At 67.6% G+C, this 15,951-nt stretch carries 16 protein-coding genes; all 16 read right to left on the bottom strand.

Features of this window, described 5'->3' with window-relative positions; all coding sequences use genetic code 11:
- Positions 1-2: 2 nt before the first annotated feature.
- The 16 genes from carA to rpsD all read right to left on the bottom strand — a co-directional run bounded on the left by carA (position 3) and on the right by rpsD (position 15,724).
- Positions 3-1,163 carry a glutamine-hydrolyzing carbamoyl-phosphate synthase small subunit gene (gene carA / locus IIE29_RS08530; protein ID WP_209324809.1) on the bottom strand — a complete coding sequence of 387 codons (1,161 nt, stop codon included), beginning with the start codon at positions 1,161-1,163 and terminating at the stop codon, positions 3-5.
- Entirely contained in the window at positions 1,160-1,654 is a 495-nt protein-coding gene (locus IIE29_RS08525) for a PH-like domain-containing protein (protein WP_209324808.1), read from the bottom strand. The genes carA and IIE29_RS08525 overlap by 4 nt, the downstream gene beginning before the upstream one ends.
- A complete protein-coding gene (locus IIE29_RS08520; RefSeq protein ID WP_209324807.1) occupies positions 1,639-2,952 on the bottom strand; it encodes a dihydroorotase in 1,314 nt (437 codons plus the stop codon). Before IIE29_RS08520 ends, IIE29_RS08525 begins: the two co-directional genes overlap by 16 nt.
- The gene (locus IIE29_RS08515; protein WP_209324806.1) at positions 2,945-3,925 is read right to left on the bottom strand and encodes an aspartate carbamoyltransferase catalytic subunit; all 981 of its coding nucleotides are present in this window, start codon (positions 3,923-3,925) and stop codon (positions 2,945-2,947) included. Before IIE29_RS08515 ends, IIE29_RS08520 begins: the two co-directional genes overlap by 8 nt.
- On the bottom strand, positions 3,922-4,473 hold the full coding sequence (gene pyrR, locus IIE29_RS08510; RefSeq protein ID WP_209324805.1) for a bifunctional pyr operon transcriptional regulator/uracil phosphoribosyltransferase PyrR: 552 nt from the start codon (positions 4,471-4,473) through the stop codon (positions 3,922-3,924). Before pyrR ends, IIE29_RS08515 begins: the two co-directional genes overlap by 4 nt.
- Before the next feature lie 110 nt (positions 4,474-4,583).
- Positions 4,584-4,994: a transcription antitermination factor NusB gene (gene nusB / locus IIE29_RS08505; protein ID WP_209324804.1), complete on the bottom strand. Its 411-nt coding sequence runs from the start codon at positions 4,992-4,994 to the stop codon at positions 4,584-4,586.
- Positions 4,995-5,555, bottom strand: a complete 561-nt coding sequence (gene efp, locus IIE29_RS08500; RefSeq protein ID WP_209324803.1) for an elongation factor P — start codon at positions 5,553-5,555, stop codon at positions 4,995-4,997.
- A gap of 220 nt (positions 5,556-5,775) precedes the next feature.
- Positions 5,776-6,891 carry a 3-dehydroquinate synthase gene (gene aroB / locus IIE29_RS08495; RefSeq protein ID WP_209324802.1) on the bottom strand — a complete coding sequence of 372 codons (1,116 nt, stop codon included), beginning with the start codon at positions 6,889-6,891 and terminating at the stop codon, positions 5,776-5,778.
- A 161-nt stretch (positions 6,892-7,052) separates the two neighbouring features.
- Positions 7,053-7,691, bottom strand: coding sequence for a shikimate kinase (locus tag IIE29_RS08490; RefSeq protein ID WP_209324801.1), 639 nt, complete (start codon positions 7,689-7,691; stop codon positions 7,053-7,055).
- Entirely contained in the window at positions 7,688-8,887 is a 1,200-nt protein-coding gene (gene aroC, locus IIE29_RS08485; protein ID WP_209324800.1) for a chorismate synthase, read from the bottom strand. The genes IIE29_RS08490 and aroC overlap by 4 nt, the downstream gene beginning before the upstream one ends.
- A gap of 10 nt (positions 8,888-8,897) precedes the next feature.
- Entirely contained in the window at positions 8,898-9,668 is a 771-nt protein-coding gene (locus IIE29_RS08480) for an A24 family peptidase (protein ID WP_209324799.1), read from the bottom strand.
- 15 nt (positions 9,669-9,683) lie between these two features.
- Entirely contained in the window at positions 9,684-10,613 is a 930-nt protein-coding gene (locus IIE29_RS08475; protein ID WP_209324798.1) for a shikimate dehydrogenase family protein, read from the bottom strand.
- Positions 10,610-11,752, bottom strand: a complete 1,143-nt coding sequence (mltG, locus tag IIE29_RS08470) for an endolytic transglycosylase MltG (protein WP_209324797.1) — start codon at positions 11,750-11,752, stop codon at positions 10,610-10,612. Before mltG ends, IIE29_RS08475 begins: the two co-directional genes overlap by 4 nt.
- Positions 11,749-12,225, bottom strand: a complete 477-nt coding sequence (ruvX, locus tag IIE29_RS08465; RefSeq protein WP_209324796.1) for a Holliday junction resolvase RuvX — start codon at positions 12,223-12,225, stop codon at positions 11,749-11,751. The genes mltG and ruvX overlap by 4 nt, the downstream gene beginning before the upstream one ends.
- On the bottom strand, positions 12,222-14,876 hold the full coding sequence (alaS, locus tag IIE29_RS08460) for an alanine--tRNA ligase (RefSeq protein ID WP_209324795.1): 2,655 nt from the start codon (positions 14,874-14,876) through the stop codon (positions 12,222-12,224). The genes ruvX and alaS overlap by 4 nt, the downstream gene beginning before the upstream one ends.
- A 248-nt stretch (positions 14,877-15,124) precedes the next feature.
- Positions 15,125-15,724 (bottom strand): 30S ribosomal protein S4, encoded by a 600-nt coding sequence (gene rpsD, locus IIE29_RS08455; protein WP_209324931.1) that lies wholly within the window; start codon positions 15,722-15,724, stop codon positions 15,125-15,127.
- Positions 15,725-15,951 lie beyond the last annotated feature (227 nt).

Raw genomic sequence — 15,951 nt, 5'->3', positions numbered from 1 at the left:
CCTTAGGCCTGGGCAGCCGTATCGGCCTGGGAAGCGGACATGAGGTCGATGAAGCGATCGAACAGATAGCTCGAATCGTGCGGTCCGGCCGCGGCCTCGGGGTGGAACTGGACGGAGAAGGCAGGGATGTCGAGGCAGGCCAAGCCCTCGACGACATCGTCGTTGAGGCACACGTGCGAGACGATGACGCGCCCGTAGTCGGCCTTGTGCGGGGCGGTCGTCTCACCCTCGAGCGGGGCGTCGACGGCGAAGCCGTGATTCTGCGAAGTGATCTCGACTCTGCTCGTCGTCCGATCCATCACGGGCACGTTGATGCCGCGGTGGCCGAAGGGCAGCTTATAGGTGCCGAAGCCCAGCGCCCGGCCGAGCAGCTGATTGCCGAAGCAGATGCCGAAGAAGGGGATCCCGGCGTCGAGGACGGACCGGAGCAGTTCGACTTGGTCATCGGCAGTGGCGGGGTCGCCGGGGCCGTTGGAGAAGAACACTCCGTCGACGTTCAGCGCTCGAATCTGGTCGAAGGTGGCCGACGACGGCACGAGGTGGACGTCGATGCCGCGTTCGGTCAGGCGTTCGGGGGTCATCGACTTGATGCCGAGGTCGACGGCGGCGACGCTGAACCTCTTCTCGCCGCGGGCCGGGATGAGCTTCGGTTCGGTGATCGAGACCTCGTCGACGAGGTTGGCCCCGGCCATCTGCGGGGAGGCCTGCACTCGGGCCAAGAGCTCTGCCTCGGCGATCTCGGCGGACGGTCCGGAGAAGATGCCCACGCGCATGGCGCCCTTGTCGCGCAGATGCCGGGTCAGCGCGCGGGTGTCGACGTCGCTGATGCCGACGATGCCGGAGTCTGCGAGCCAATCGGCGAGGTCGCCCTCGGAGCGCCAGCTCGACGAGATCCGGGAGGCGTCGCGGACGACGTACCCTGCGGCCCAGATACGGGCCGATTCGTCATCGGTGCGGTTGATCCCGGTGTTGCCGATGTGCGGCGCGGCCTGGATGACGATCTGGCGATGGTAGGACGGGTCGGTCAGCGTCTCCTGGTAACCGGACATCGCGGTGACGAAGACGGCTTCGCCCGTGGTCTCGCCGATCGCTCCGTAGGCGGAGCCGTGGAAGGTGCGGCCGTCTTCGAGGACGAGGACGGCGGGGGTGGTGGAAAAACTCATTGTGCCTCTTCGATCATTGCGCGGATGCGGTCGACGGTGGGAGCGGTGGACGCTGCGTAGCGGGCGCGGAAGCCGGTGTCGACGAGGGTGTCTCCCAGGCGCCAGGTGATGCGAACGATGCCGCCGCGTTCGACGAATTTGCCGATCATCCCGGACGTGGTGTCCACGGACACGATGTCCCGGCGCGGGATGAGGAAGTCCTCGCGTCCGGCCAGGTCCATGATCACTCCGCCGTCGGTGATGACGAGTTCGGCGGTGGTGCGGATGCCCAGGCCGTGCACGGCCACGCGTTCGAGCGGATGTCCGGCCTTCGTCGTCGACACGTACGAGCCTTCGACGGGATCGGCCACGGGGGTGATCCCGAGATGCGGCTTCGGAGGGACGACGACTTGCGCTTGGTCTCGTTTGCGTCGGCTCCATCCCCAGGCGATCGCCAGAATCACGAGGATGATGACGACTGCGACGATGAGTGTGCCTAGTGATCTGTCCATGTTGCTCCTGCCGGGTGGGGTGTTGTCAGTGCCCCTGCGGCCAATACCCGGTGGCCGTAGAAGAAGGTGTCGGTGACCTGGGCGGTCACCTCGACGCCGGCGAAGGGGTTGTTGCGTCCCTTCGTGGCGTGTGCGGCGGGATCGATGGTGTGCGCAGCCGAGGGATCGACGAGGACGATGTTCGCGCTCGCTCCGATCTCGAGGCTTCCGTGGCCTGAGGCACCGGTGATCCGAGCCGGAGCGGTCGACATCACCCGTGCCACGTCACCGAAGCCGAAGTCGTAGTCGGCCATCGCTGCGACGACGATGGACAGCGCCGATTCCATGCCGACCATGCCCATGGCCGCCGCGGTCCACTCGCTGCACTTGTGTTCGGCGGTGTGGGGGGCGTGGTCGGTGCCGACGACGTCGATCGTGCCGTCGGCCAGTGCCTCGCGCAGGGCGGTGACATCGGCATCGGTGCGCAGGGGCGGGTTGACCTTGTACACGGGGTCGAAGGTGCGCACGAGTTCGTCGGTGAGCATGAGGTGGTGGGGGGTCACCTCGGCGGTCACGGCCACTCCCCTGGCCTTCGCCCAGCGGATGAGGTCGACGCTGCCGGCCGTGGACACATGGCAGATGTGCAGCCGGGAGCCGACGTGTTCGGCCAGCAGCACGTCGCGGGCGATGATCGACTCCTCGGCCACCGCCGGCCAACCGGGCAGTCCGAGTTCGGCCGAGACCGCGCTCTCGTTCATCTGCGCGCCTTCGGTCAGACGCGGTTCCTGTGCGTGCTGGGCGATGATGCCGTCGAAGGTCTTGACGTATTCGAGCGCTCGGCGCATGAGCAGGGGATCCGAGACGCAGATGCCGTCGTCGGAGAACATCCGCACCCGTGCCGCCGACCGGGCCATCGCCCCGAGCTCGGCCAGCTGCCTGCCTTCGAGGCCGATGGTGACCGCACCGACGGGCACGACCTCGGTGAAGCCGGCTGAGCGGCCCAGCCGGTGAACCTGTTCGACGACTCCGGCGGTGTCGGCCACGGGAGCGGTGTTCGCCATGGCGTGCACGCAGGTGAAGCCCCCGGCCGCGGCCGAGCGGGAACCGGTGAGGACCGTCTCTGCATCTTCCTTGCCCGGTTCGCGCAGATGGGTGTGCATGTCGACGAGTCCCGGGAGAGCCACGAGCCCTGCGGCGTCGACGATCTCGGTCGCATCGGGGTCGAGGAGCTCGGGTTCGACGATGCGCCCGTCGCGGACGGCGATGTCGGCGGCACCGCGTCCGAGCACATCGGCTCCGCGGATGAGGTAATCAGTCATTGGTCTCCTCCTGACCTGTCAGCAGACGGTAGAGGACCGCCATGCGCACGCTCACACCGTTCTCGACCTGGTCGAGGACGAGGGCGCGGGGTGAGTCCGCCGCGGCGGCGGAGATCTCGAATCCGCGATTCATGGGTCCCGGGTGCATGATGAACGTCTCGGCCGGCAGCTTCTCCAGCCGTGCGGCGCTCAGTCCCCACAGGCGGGCGTATTCGCGGGCGTTGGGGAAGAACGATTCGTGCATGCGCTCGTGCTGGACGCGCAGCATCATCACGGCTGCGAAGTCCTCGGCGCTCAGTGCGGCGTCGAAGTCGTAATGGACGGTGACCGGCCAATCCTCCACTCCCCAGGGCAGCAGGGTGGCCGGTGCGATGAGGTGGACGTCCGCGCCGAGGCCGGAGAGCAGGTGCACATTCGAGCGAGCCACTCTGGAGTGCAGGACGTCTCCGACGATGGCGACCTTCGCCTTGTCCAGTCCCTGCCCGCGCGGGCCGCCGGCCACCGGCCCCGAGGCGGGCACCCCGGCGAGTGCCCGGCGCAGAGTGAAAGCGTCGAGAAGCGCCTGGGTGGGATGTTCGTGGGTGCCGTCGCCGGCATTGACGACGGGGACGTCGATCCAGCCGGTGTGGGCGAGCCGGTGCGCGGTGCCGGCGCCGGAATGACGGACGACGATCGCATCGGCGCCCATCGCGGAGATCGTCTGAATGGTGTCCTGCAGGCTCTCGCCCTTCGACACCGAGGATCCCTTCGCAGAGAAGTTGAGCACATCGGCCGAGAGCCGTTTGGCGGCGGCTTCGAACGACAGGCGTGTGCGTGTGGAGTCCTCGAAGAACAGATTGACCACGGTGCGGCCGCGCAGCACCGGGAGCTTCTTGACCTCGCGTTCGGACACGAGGGCCATCTCCTCGGCGATGTCGAGGATGGCGATGGCGTCGTTCCGGCTCAGGGATGCGGTGTCGAGCAGGTGCTTCATTCGCGGCCTCCCGAGATGGTGACCGCATCGCTGCCGTCGATCTCGGCCAGGGAGACGTTGACGCGTTCGCTGCTCGAGGTCGGAAGGTTCTTGCCCACATGATCGGCGCGGATCGGCAGATCGCGGTGGCCGCGGTCGACGAGGACGGCCAGCCGCACCCTCGCCGGACGGCCGAAATCTGCCAGGGCGTCGAGCCCGGCGCGGATGGTGCGGCCGGAGAAGAGCACATCGTCGACGAGGACGACGGTCTTCGCATCGATGCCCGAGGACGGGATGCTCGTCGGTTCGGGTGCCCGATAGGAGCCGCCGCGCAGGTCATCGCGGTACATGGTGATGTCGAGGCTGCCGGCGAGTTCGCTCGCTGCCTCGGGTCGGCCTTCGATCGCGGCGATCGCCTCGGCGAGTCGGTGGGCCAGCGGGACCCCGCGGCGCGGGATGCCGAGCAGAACGAGATCCTCGCTGCCCTTGTTGGATTCGATGATCTCGTGCGCGATGCGGGTGATCGCCCTCGAGATATCGGGGGCGTCCAGCACTGTTCGCTGTGTCATGTTTCCCCTTCTCCGCCTCTCCGGACGGTGGTTAAAGGAGTGGTTCGATTCGATTGTAGACCCGGCGTCGACGGCGCCGGTCGACGGGTCCGAACTGCGGACCCGTCGATTCAGATGAGCGTCGGCTTGACGTCGAGGATGCGGGAGAGCAGACCCGAGACGAAACCGGGTGAGTCGTCGGTGGAGAACTTGCGGGCCAGGGAGACGGCCTCGTCGATGGCGACCTTGTCGGGGACGTCCTCGTTGAACAGGATCTCCCAGGTGCCGATCTCGAGCAGCGACCGGTCGACCGCCGGCATCCGATCGAGAGTCCAGCCCTGCGCATAGGTGGAGATGATCTCGTCGATCTCCGCCTGCCTCGGAGTGATGCCTTCGACGATCTCGACCGCGTATTCCTTCATCGGATAGTCGGGATCGTTCGATCGCATGGTGACGAGTTCGTCCATCGCGAGTCGGCGCTGCCCGGCTTCGAAGAGCAGCTCGAGAGCCCTGCGGCGGGCTCGGGTGCGTGCGGATGCCACTTACTTGACGCGGCCGAGGTAGTCGCCGCTGCGAGTGTCGACCTTGACCTTGGTGCCCTCTTCGAGGAACAGGGGAACCTGGATCTCATAGCCGGTCTCGAGCGTCGCCGGCTTCGAGCCGCCGGTCGAACGATCGCCTTGGAGGCCGGGATCGGTCTGGGCGATGGTCAGCTCGACCGAGGGCGGCAGCTCCACGGACAGCGGAGTGCCCTCATGGAAGGAGACCTGCAGCTGCTGGTTCTCGAGCATGTAGTTCGCGGCATCGCCGACGAGCGCTGCGGAGATGTTGACCTGGTCGTAGTCCTCGGAGTCCATGAAGACGTAGTCGGTGCCGTCATGGTAGAGGTACTGCATATCGCGACGATCGACGTTGGCGGTCTCGACCTTGGTTCCGGCGTTGAAGGTCTTGTCGATGATCTTGCCGGAGGTCACGCTCTTGAGCTTGGTGCGGACGAACGCCGGACCCTTGCCGGGCTTGACGTGCTGGAACTCCAGCACCTGCCACAGCTGGTTGTCGAGGTTGAGCACGAGGCCGTTCTTCAGGTCGTTGGTTGTCGCCACTAATTCGTCCTTCTTCGCTTCAGTCCTGAGCACCGACCGGTGATCGCAGTCGGCAGGCGCGATCCGGGCACCCATGCTGATGGGTCGACGAATGCGCCACTGAGCAATTCTAGCAAGCCCGGACCTCCGCTTCCATCCGAGGTCACGCGCAGGCGGGCGCAGCCGAGGTCGAAGCGCGGCGGCGAGGACTCAGCCGAGGCCGGACCTCGCCGATGGGCTCTCAGCCGAGGTCGGTGCGCAGCGCGACCGTCGGCGAGGTCTCACCGATCTCCTGATAAGCGGTGTGCAGGATCGAGGCATCGGGGATCTCGACGGTGGACGGTTCGCCGATATCGGACAGCAGCACCATCCGCAGCATCGACCCGCGGGCCTTCTTGTCCCGCTTCATCGTCTCCAGCAGCTGCGGCCACACGTCCGAACGGTATCCGGTGGGCAGACCGAGCTTGCTCAGCAGCTCCCGATGCAGGTCGACGGTCTCGAACGGCAGGTTCTTGATCATGGAGGCCACCTCTGCCGCGAAGACCATGCCCACGGAGACCGCGGCTCCATGCCGCCACTGGTAGCGCTCCTTGTGTTCGATCGCATGGGCCAGCGTGTGCCCGTAGTTGAGGATCTCGCGCCGCCCGGACTCCTCGAAGTCCTCGGAAACGACTTCGGCCTTGACCCGGATGGAGCGCTCGATCAGCTCCCGGAGCACGGGCCCCTGGACGTCTCCGATCTCGTCCTTGGTATGGGCGGCCACGAGGTCGAGGATGCCGCGATCGGCGATGAAACCGGTCTTGACCACCTCGGCGAGGCCGGTGAAGAGTTCGTTCTGCGGCAGGGTGGCGAGAGTGTCGAGATCGACGAGCACTCCTGCGGGGGCGTGGAAGGAGCCGACGAGGTTCTTGCCTTCGGCGGTGTTGATGCCGGTCTTGCCGCCGACGGCCGCGTCGACCATGCCGAGGACGGTGGTGGGGATGTGGATGACCCGGATGCCGCGCAGCCAGGTGGCGGCGACGAATCCGCCGAGGTCGCTCACGGCGCCTCCGCCCACAGTCACGATGGCATCGGTGCGGGTGAAATCGGACTGGCCGAGGACCTGCCAGCAGAAGGCGGCCACCTGGACGTGCTTGGCCTCTTCGGCGTCGGGGATCTCGGCGGCAACAGCCTCGAGCCCCGCCGCCGAGAGGTCGTCGCGGACCGTTTCGCCGGTGGTCCGCAGGGCACGCGGGTGGATCACGAGCACCTTCTCGACGCGGTTTCCGAGGAGCTCGGGCAGTTCGCCCATCAGCCCCTGGCCGACGAGGACCGGGTAGGTCCCGCCGGCGTCGACATTGATGCGTGTGAAGCTCATTCGTCCGTCTTCCTGATCGTCCATCGTCCTATCGGCACGGTGCAAGCCTCCTCGGCGCTGCACCGTCCGGGCGCGGGTGCCGAGGCGGCACCGGCCCCGACCCAGCCTAGCCCTCAGTGGTCCGCGGCGGCCACACGGCTGCTGCTGTGGGCAGGAGCGTCTCACCGTCCGCCATCGGTGCCGTCCTCGTCGAGATGGGCGTACTTCGCATACTCCTCGGCCCGCTGCAGGCCGGTGAGGACGTCGACGACCCGGTTGACCACCGTCGACGGCGGCGAATTCGAGGCCTGCACGCGGAAGGTCGCGACCTGCTGGTAGAGCGGTTCGCGTTCGCGGACCAGAGCCTGCCAGTTCTCCACCGCGGTGCCGGCGCCGCGCAGGAGCGGACGGTGCGGGGCATTGAGCCGCTGGGCGACGGTGTCGACGTCGATGTCGATGTGCACGACCTTGATCGCCGGGTGTCGCAGCTGAGCTCGGGTGCCGGGGTTGAGGATCGCTCCCCCGCCCAGGGACACGATGCCCGGGCGGTCGAGGAGGCGCCGCAGCGCCTTGCGCACGACTTCGCGTTCGAGGCGTCGGAAGTGGTCCTCACCGCGTTCGACGAAGATCTCGGCGATGACTCCGTACTGGTCCACGATATTGGCATCGGTGTCGATCAGCGGCAGCCCGAGGCGGTCGGCCAGCAGCCGCCCGATCGTCGACTTCCCGGCCGCAGGCGGGCCGGACAGCACGATGCGCGAGAGCGCGGCGGGGACCGGTTCCAGTGGCGGAACCGGTTTCGGGATCGGGGGCTGGTTCATCGTCCGATGCGGAGATTCTCCGGAATGGCCGCGACATAGGCGTCCAGGTTCCGTTTCGTCTCGGCGACCGAGTCACCGCCGAACTTCTCGACCACGGCCTCGGCGAGGACGAGTCCGACCATCGCCTCGGCGACGACACCGGCGGCCGGGACCGCGCAGACGTCGGAGCGCTGGTGGTTCGCCTTCGCGGACTCCCCGGTGCTCACATCGACGGTCGACAGAGCGCGCGGGACCGTGGCGATCGGCTTCATGCCGGCCCGCACACGCAGCGGTCCCCCGGTGCTCATGCCGCCCTCGGTGCCGCCGGCGCGATTGCTCGTGCGCCGGAACCCGTCGGGCCCGACTTCGAGTTCGTCATGGGCTCTGGATCCCGGTCGCTTCGTGGTGAGGAAGCCGTCGCCGACCTCGACGCCCTTGATCGCCTGGATGCCCATGAGGGCTCCGGCGAGGCGGGAGTCTAGGCGACGGTCCCAGTGCACATGCGAGCCGAGTCCGGGCGGAAGGCCGTAGGCGAGGACTTCGACGACGCCGCCGAGGGTGTCGCCCGCCTTCTTCGCGGTGTCGATCTCGGCGACCATGGCCGCCGACAGCTCCGTGTCGAAGCAGCGGACGGGGTCGGCGTCGAGTGCCGCCACGTCGGCGGCAGTGGGCAGTTCGGGCTCGGCCTCGCTGCCGTGCTCGGCCGTGCCGATCGCGACGGTGTGAGAGACGAGCGAAATGCCGAGTTCACCGAGGAACTTCGCCGCCACGGTGCCCAGAGCCACGCGCATCGCGGTCTCGCGCGCCGAGGCGCGTTCGAGCACGGGCCGGGCCTCGTCGAAGCCGTACTTCTGCATGCCGACGATGTCCGCATGTCCCGGGCGGGGCCGGGTCAGCGGGGCGTTGCGCGCCAGGCCCTCGAGTTCGCCTTCGTCGACGGGGTCCGCGCTCATCACGGATTCCCATTTCGGCCATTCGGTGTTGCCGACCTCGATGGCCACGGGTGAGCCCAGGGTCTCGCCGTGGCGGACTCCGCCGAGGAGCCTCACCTCGTCGGCTTCGAACTTCATCCGCGACCCACGCCCGTAGCCGAGTCGGCGGCGAGCCAGGCTCGCTCGAATGTCGTCCCTGGTGATCGGTACATGGGCGGGAAGCCCCTCAATGATCCCGGTCAGCGCCTCGCCGTGGGATTCGCCTGCAGTCAGCCATCTCAACATTCCACCGATTCTACAAAACGAATGGGGCGAGCACGGACCCGAGCCACATTCCGGATAGCATCGCCGGTCCGAAGGCGATCGTCACCCCGCGCAGGCGACGGGCCCGGATCGCTTCGATGAGCGCCCATACGCAGGAGACGAGCATCATCGCCACGAGGACCGGCGCTGCGGCCCAGGGGTGGAAGAGCGCAGCCGTGGAGAAGACGACGAAGGCGAGTTTGACGTCGCCGAGGCCCATCGTCCGGGCTCCCAGCACGCGACCGAGCAGATGCAGCCCGGCGAAAGCGAGGGCAGCGATCGTACCGGCGATGAGCGCAAGGGACCAGCCGGGCCAGCGGCCGAGGACGGAGGCGAGAGCTGCGACGCCGAAGCAGACTCCGATGAGCGGCCAGACGATCCGATCGGGCAGCCGGCGCAGAAGCACATCGGCCCGGATGAGGAACGGCGTCGCTCCGGCGACCGTTCCGAGGACGAGCGCGAGGCCGATGTGGTCGACCGGGCCGCTCGAGCCGGAGACGATGCCGACCGCGGCCGGAGACGCCGTCGGCGCCGGGCCGGTCGGACCGACGGTGCCGACCGGGAAGAGCAGTCCCGCCGCCGCGGCGATGACGATGCCGGTGACCACGGGCCGGACTGTGCCGGCTGCGTATGCGCGAGCGAATGCGGCGGCCTGCCCGTCGTCGGCGATCCAGGTCCGGGACGTGCGGGAGAGGACGAGTCCCGTGGCCAGGGCGATGAGCACCGTCAGGACGATGACCATCCCGTGCAGCATCCCCGTCACCACCGCGTCCTGCGATCAGTCGCCGGACTCGGAGCCGGGGTGGTCGAGGGCGGCGTACATGGCCGTGCTGATCCGCTCGCGCAGCTCATCGCCGCTCATCGTCTCAGGCGGCATCTCCGAGTTCGGGGAACCCGTCGCTGCCCGCGCGGCGGTCAGGAACATCTCGAATTGGGCGACGGCCTGCTCGACGAGCATCGCCGTGCCCTCGACCGGACGCAGACCGTGCGCGGCGGCTGCGGCGAGGAACGCCGAGTCCTGCGCATAGGCGACGTCGAGGGCGACCCGGACGGGGGCGTCGCCCGCGGTGGAGGAATCGTCCCAGCGCAGCTCGGGAGCCGCTCCGGCGGGCAGGGTGGAGATGACGAGTGCCGACTCAGGGATCCTCTCCAGCGGTGCCGTCGATGCAGTGATGCCGAGCCGGTCGGCGAGTTCGAGGACCCGACGGGCACGGTCGGGGCTGCGGACGAGGAAGTCGACGTGGCCGATGCCGAGTTCGCGGCAGGCCACGAGCGCCGAGGCGGCAGTGGCTCCGGCGCCGAGGATCGTCGCCCGTGAGGCCTGCAGACTCGCCGGCTCTCCGGGAGCGCGGGCCGCCAGGTGCGGGGCGATCGCGCGCACGATCCCGCGCACGTCCGTGTTCGCGACCTGCACCTGCTCCCCCGTGCGCACGAGCGTGTTGCCGGCGCCGGTGAGCTCCGCCGTGTCCTCGATCGTCCAGCCGCGTGCGTCGGCGAGGTCGACCAACCGTTCCTTCAGTGGCATGGTCAGCGAGAAACCGGTGTGTGCGGGGTGGTCGTCGAGGAAGGTCTCGAGCTCATCGGCCCCGAGGTCGACGCGGGAGTATTCGCTCGTGTCCAGGCCGAGGGCCGCGAACGCGCAGCGGTGCAGGAGCGGTGACTTCGAATGGGCGATCGGCCGCCCGAGCACTGCGGCGAGGATCCTCATCCCTCACCACTGTCCTCGCTGTGCTCCTTGAGCCATCTGCGGTAGATCTCGACGTTCTTCTTGTGCTCGGCGTACGTGTCCGCGAACTTCGTCTCACCCGTGTCGGGGTTCGTGGCCACGAAGAACTGCCAGTCGCCCTTCGTCGGGTCGAGCGCGGCGTCCACGGCACCGGAGCTCGGGGCGTTGATCGGGCCGGGAGGCAGTCCCTTCTTCTTGTACGTGTTGTACGGAGAATCCGACTGACGTTCTTTCTTCGTCGTCGTCAGATCCGAACGGGCTCCGTGGATATAGGCCACGGTGGCATCGGACTGCAGCAGTCCGCCGGTCTTCGAATGGTCGGAGATCCGGTTGAGGAAGACCCGGGCGACCTTCTTGCGCACCTCTTCGTCCCCTGGGGACTCTTTCTCCACGAGGCTGGCCAGGGTGAGAACACGATTGGCGTCCTTGTCCTCGATGCCCTTCTCGTCGAGTTCGCTCGCGGTCTTGTCGACCATCTCCTGGACGACTTGCTCGGCGGTCTTCGTCTTGTCGAGGTCGTAGGTCGCCGGGTAGAGATAGCCCTCGAGGCTCGGTGCCTCGATCTCGAGTCCGTAGTCCTTCGGCGTCTTGTCGTCGATGGCCTTGTCGACCTCGTCGGCGTTCATTCCCGATTCGATCATGATCGATTTGATCTCTTCGACCTGTTTGCCCTCGGCGATGGTGATCTTCGGCGGCGCGATCGGGTTGATGAGCGCTTCGACCGCGGCCTCCGAGCTCATCTTCTCCCGCATCGTCCAGGTTCCCGCTTGGATGGTCGCGTCACGGCGTTCGACTTCGTCGAGGAAGGGTTCGGAGTTCATGATCACGCCCTCTTCGACCAGCTGGTTGGCCACGGTGCGTGCGGAGGACCCGGGGGCGATCTCGATCGACACCTCATCGGTGCCCTTCCCCTCGTAGTCGCCTTTCGGGCCGAAGAGGTCGTCGAACACGCCGCCGGCGGCCCTGACACCGAAGAATCCCCCGATGCCGAAGACGAGGACGCAGATGACCACGATCGTCGTGGTGCGTCGCCTGCGCATCATCCGACGCCGCTTCTTCTCTCGGATCTCCGACCGGGTCAGGCCCTCGTCTGCCGAGAACTCACCTGGGAACGGGCTCATTGCTCACTCTCCTCGTCGGGCATCTCGCGTCCGGCGGGGGCACCGGTGTTGTGTTCGAACTCGAGGGCGTTCTGCAGGATGATCACGGCCGCCTGGGCGTCGACGATCTCTCGGCGCTGGCGCGACGTTTTCCCGGCCGCGGCCAGGGCGTGGTGGGCTTCGACGGTCGTGAAGCGTTCGTCGATCAGTCGGATGGGGGCGCCGGTCGCCTCGGCGATCGCGCGCGCGAAACTCAGCGCCGAGGCGGCCGCGGCCCGGGCGGCCCCGTCGAGGGACTTCGGGTCCCCCACGAGGATCTCGATGGGTTCGTACTCCGCGACGATCTCGCGCAGCTGCTTCAGTGCCGTCGGTTCGTCTTTGCGCCGCACCACGGTCAGCGGGGTCGCGAGGATGCCGTCGGGGTCGCTGGCTGCGACCCCGATCCGCACCGCACCGATGTCGAGGCCCAGACGGCGACCTCGGCGGAAACTCACTGGATGGCCGCCTTGACGGCCGCGATGGCGGCCGGGATCGCTGCCGGGTCGCTGCCGCCGCCCTGGGCGAGGTCGGGTTTGCCGCCGCCTCCGCCGCCGAGCTCGCCGCAGGCCTGGGACACGAGCCGACCGGCCTGCAGTCCGACTGTGCGGGCCGCCTCGGTGGTCGCGATGACCACGACGGGTTTGCCGCTGCTCACACCGAGTCCCAGCACCACGGCCTGACGGTCGCTCACCCGTGCGCGGAGATCGGTGACGACGGTGCGGACGTCTCCGCCGCTTGCGACCTCACCGAGATCGGCGACGACGAAGAGCGTCGCGCCCACGGTCTGGGCGTCGTCGAGGAACTTCCCGGCCGAGGCCAGCAGCTGCTGGGAGTTCAGGCGCGAGATCTCCTTCTCCGCGTCCTTGAGGCGGCTCATCAGATCGGAGACGCGGCCGGGCACGTCGGTGCCGGGGACCTTGAGCATCTCCGAGAGCGAGGACACGATGGTCCGCTCCGCGGCCAGGGACCGGAAGGCGTCCATGCCCACGGCTGCTTCGATGCGCCGCACGCCGGAGCCGACGGAGGCTTCGGAGAGCACGGAGATCGGCCCGACCTGGGCAGACGCGCCGACGTGGGTGCCGCCGCACAGTTCGCGGGAGAAGGGACCGCCGATGTCGACGACGCGCACGATGTTCGGGTACTTCTCGCCGAACAGTGCCATGGCTCCGGACTTCCGGGCCTCGTCGAAGGGCATGTACTCGGTGCCGACCTCGTAGTTCGAGCGCACCGCGAGGTTGGCGACCTCTTCGATCTCGGCGCGCATCTGGGTGCTCGGGGCTTCGGGGAACGAGTAGTCGAAGCGCATATAGCCGGGCTGGTTGAGCGAGCCCGCCTGCACGGCGTGGTTGCCGAGGATTTCACGCAGCGCCGCGTGGACGAGGTGGGTCGCGGTGTGCGCCTGGGCGCCCTGGAAACGGTGGTCGTGGTCGACGGCGGCAAGCACCTCGTCGCCGGTGTGCAGCTCTCCGTCGATGATCTCCACGCGGTGGGCGGGCAGGCCCTTGACCGGGTTCTGCACGTCGGTGACGCGGGCGGTGAACCCATGGCCGGAGATCAGGCCGATATCGGCCCGCTGGCCGCCGGACTCCGCGTAGAAGGGGGTGAGATCGAGGACGACATCGCCGCTCTGCCCGGTCGTGAGCACCTCGGCGGCCGCGCCGTCGACGACGATTCCGCGGACGCGTGTGTCGGTTTCGAGCCGGTCGTAGCCGACGAACTCGCTCGTTCCTTCGTCGAGGAGGGCCGAATAGGCCGACAGGTCGGTGTGCCCGCCGCCCTTCTTGGCCTTCGCGTCGGCCTTGGCGCGAGTGCGCTGCTGGCTCATGAGCTCTCGGAAACCGGCCTCGTCGACGCTCAGTCCGGCCTCGGCGGCCATCTCGAGGGTCAGATCGATGGGGAATCCGTGCGTGTCATGGAGGGCGAAGGCGATGTCGCCGCTGATGGTCTTCTCGGATCCGGCGAGGGACTCCGCCGCGTTCGCGAACAGCTGGGTGCCGGATTCGAGGGTGCGCAGGAACGCCTTCTCCTCGGCATAGGCCACGCGTGAGATCCGGTCGAACTCCGTTTCGAGTTCCGGGTACGACAGCTTCATCGCCTGCATCGACACGGGCAGCAGTTCGGGCAGGACTTCGTCCTTGACTCCGAGCAGGCGCATTGCGCGCACAGCACGGCGGAGCAGTCGGCGGAGGATGTAGCCGCGTCCTTCATTGCCCGGGCGGACTCCGTCGCCGATGATGATCAGCGCCGAGCGGACGTGGTCGGCGACGACGCGCATCTGCACGTCCGCTTGCTCATCGGTGCCGTAGGCTCGGCCGGACAGACGGCTGGCGGCTTCGATGACGGGGAACACCTCGTCGATCTCGTACATGTTCTCCACACCCTGCAGCAGGAAGGCCACGCGCTCGAGACCCATGCCGGTGTCGATGTTCTTCGCCGGCAGCTCGCCTGCGATGTCGAAGTCGACCTTCGAGCGGACCTCGCTGAGCTCGAACTCCATGAACACGAGGTTCCAGATCTCGATGTAGCGGTCTTCGTCGGCCACGGGGCCGCCTTCGACTCCGTAGTCGGGTCCGCGGTCGAAGTAGATCTCCGAGCAGTACCCGCCGGGGCCGGGCTGGCCGGTGTGCCAGAAGTTGTCCTCGCTGTCGCGCAGCTGGATCCGATGGCGTGGGATCGAGGTCTCCTCGAGCCACAAGTCGATCGTCTCCGAATCGTCCTCGTGCACGGTCGCCCACAGGAGCTCAGGGTCGAACCCGAGTCCGCCCTCGGCGATGGGGTTCGTCAGCAGTCCCCAGGCGAACCGGATGGCCTCGCGTTTGAAGTAGTCGCCGAAGGAGAAGTTGCCGTTCATCTGGAAGAAGGTGCCGTGGCGCGTCGTCTTTCCGACCTCTTCGATATCGGCGGTGCGCACGCACTTCTGCACGCTCGTGGCACGGTTGAACGGAGCGGGTTCACGGCCGGTGAGGTAGGGGATGAACTGAACCATTCCTGCGATGTTGAACAGGATGGACGGATCGGAGCTGATCACCGACGCTGAGGGGACCACGGTGTGCCCGTTCGCTTCGAAGTAGTCCAACCAGCGTTGTTTGATCTCTGCCGTCTTCAATCCAAGACCTTTCACGAATTGCCCGTGCGTACCGGCACTCACTCATGCGTACCCGCACTTACCAGGGACTAGTTTAATGGCTCAACCACAATATGCGAGGCCGCGCGGCGTGCCGACGCCGACCCGCCGTGCCCGGCCCGTCGTGAACCGTGCTCCGGCCCAGCGGCCGCTCTTGCGGTGAATGCACGACTGCCCGGAACCAGCGGTCCCGGGCAGTCGTGGTGACGCTCTGCGTTTCGCTCAGCCGATCAGCGCGAGTAGAACTCGACGACGAGCTGCACGTCGCAGGTGACCGGCACCTCTTCGCGCTTCGGGGTGCGCAGCAGGGTGGCCTGCAGGCCCTCGAGGTTGACGTTGAGGTAGCCCGGGACTGCGGGCAGGACGTCCTTGTGGCCGCCGGCGGCAGCGACCTGGAACGGATCCATCGATGCCGAACGCTCGTGCACCTGGATGGTCTGGCCTTCCTTCACGCGGAAGGAGGGACGGTCCACGCGCTGTCCGTCGACCGTGATGTGACGGTGCACGACGAACTGGCGGGCCTGGGCCATGGTGCGGGCGAAGCCGGCGCGCAGGACGAGGGCGTCGAGACGCGATTCGAGGAGCTCGACCATGGTCTCACCGGTCAGACCGGGGAGGCGGCTGGCTTCTTTGTAGGTCTTGAGCATCTGAGCCTCACGGACGCCGTACTGCGCGCGCAGACGCTGCTTCTCCTTGAGGCGGACCGAGTAGTCGCTGTCATTGCGACGACGGGCGCGGCCGTGCTCGCCCGGAGGGTAAGGACGACGCTCGAAGTACTTCTCGGCCTTGGGTGTCAGAGCAATGCCGAGGGCGCGCGAGAGGCGCGTCATGCGGCGGTTGCGTGCTGGTGCTGGCACTGTATTACCTTTCATCAATATGGTTCGTCACGACCGGCCTGAGGTTCTCGCCCTGATCGCAACCGTTGTTTCCCCGGATGGGAAAGAGGGATTGAGCGTCGAGATCCGCTCGCACCGACCGCCTTTAGGGTGCAGGCACAACAGCTGTCAATCCTAGCGGGTGCGCGCGGTCCGCCGCAAAGCCGATCGGCGCGTCCGCG

This window comes from Brevibacterium renqingii (assembly GCF_017808095.1).
Lineage (GTDB): Bacteria > Actinomycetota > Actinomycetes > Actinomycetales > Brevibacteriaceae > Brevibacterium > Brevibacterium renqingii.
The sequence above is the reverse complement of the archived record's forward strand: the minus strand, read 5'-3'. Positions and strand labels throughout refer to the sequence as shown.

Bases quoted from the DNA above. Each gene is read 5' to 3' on its own strand.
- carA (WP_209324809.1), bottom strand. From the start codon at position 1,163: ATGAGTTTTTCCACCACCCCCGCCGTCCTCGTCCTCGAAGACGGCCGC.
- IIE29_RS08525 (WP_209324808.1), bottom strand. From the start codon at position 1,654: ATGGACAGATCACTAGGCACACTCATCGTCGCAGTCGTCATCATCCTC.
- IIE29_RS08520 (WP_209324807.1), bottom strand. From the start codon at position 2,952: ATGACTGATTACCTCATCCGCGGAGCCGATGTGCTCGGACGCGGTGCC.
- IIE29_RS08515 (WP_209324806.1), bottom strand. From the start codon at position 3,925: ATGAAGCACCTGCTCGACACCGCATCCCTGAGCCGGAACGACGCCATC.
- pyrR (WP_209324805.1), bottom strand. From the start codon at position 4,473: ATGACACAGCGAACAGTGCTGGACGCCCCCGATATCTCGAGGGCGATC.
- aroB (WP_209324802.1), bottom strand. From the start codon at position 6,891: ATGAGCTTCACACGCATCAATGTCGACGCCGGCGGGACCTACCCGGTC.
- IIE29_RS08490 (WP_209324801.1), bottom strand. From the start codon at position 7,691: ATGAACCAGCCCCCGATCCCGAAACCGGTTCCGCCACTGGAACCGGTC.
- aroC (WP_209324800.1), bottom strand. From the start codon at position 8,887: ATGTTGAGATGGCTGACTGCAGGCGAATCCCACGGCGAGGCGCTGACC.
- IIE29_RS08475 (WP_209324798.1), bottom strand. From the start codon at position 10,613: ATGAGGATCCTCGCCGCAGTGCTCGGGCGGCCGATCGCCCATTCGAAG.
- mltG (WP_209324797.1), bottom strand. From the start codon at position 11,752: ATGAGCCCGTTCCCAGGTGAGTTCTCGGCAGACGAGGGCCTGACCCGG.
- rpsD (WP_209324931.1), bottom strand. From the start codon at position 15,724: ATGACGCGCCTCTCGCGCGCCCTCGGCATTGCTCTGACACCCAAGGCC.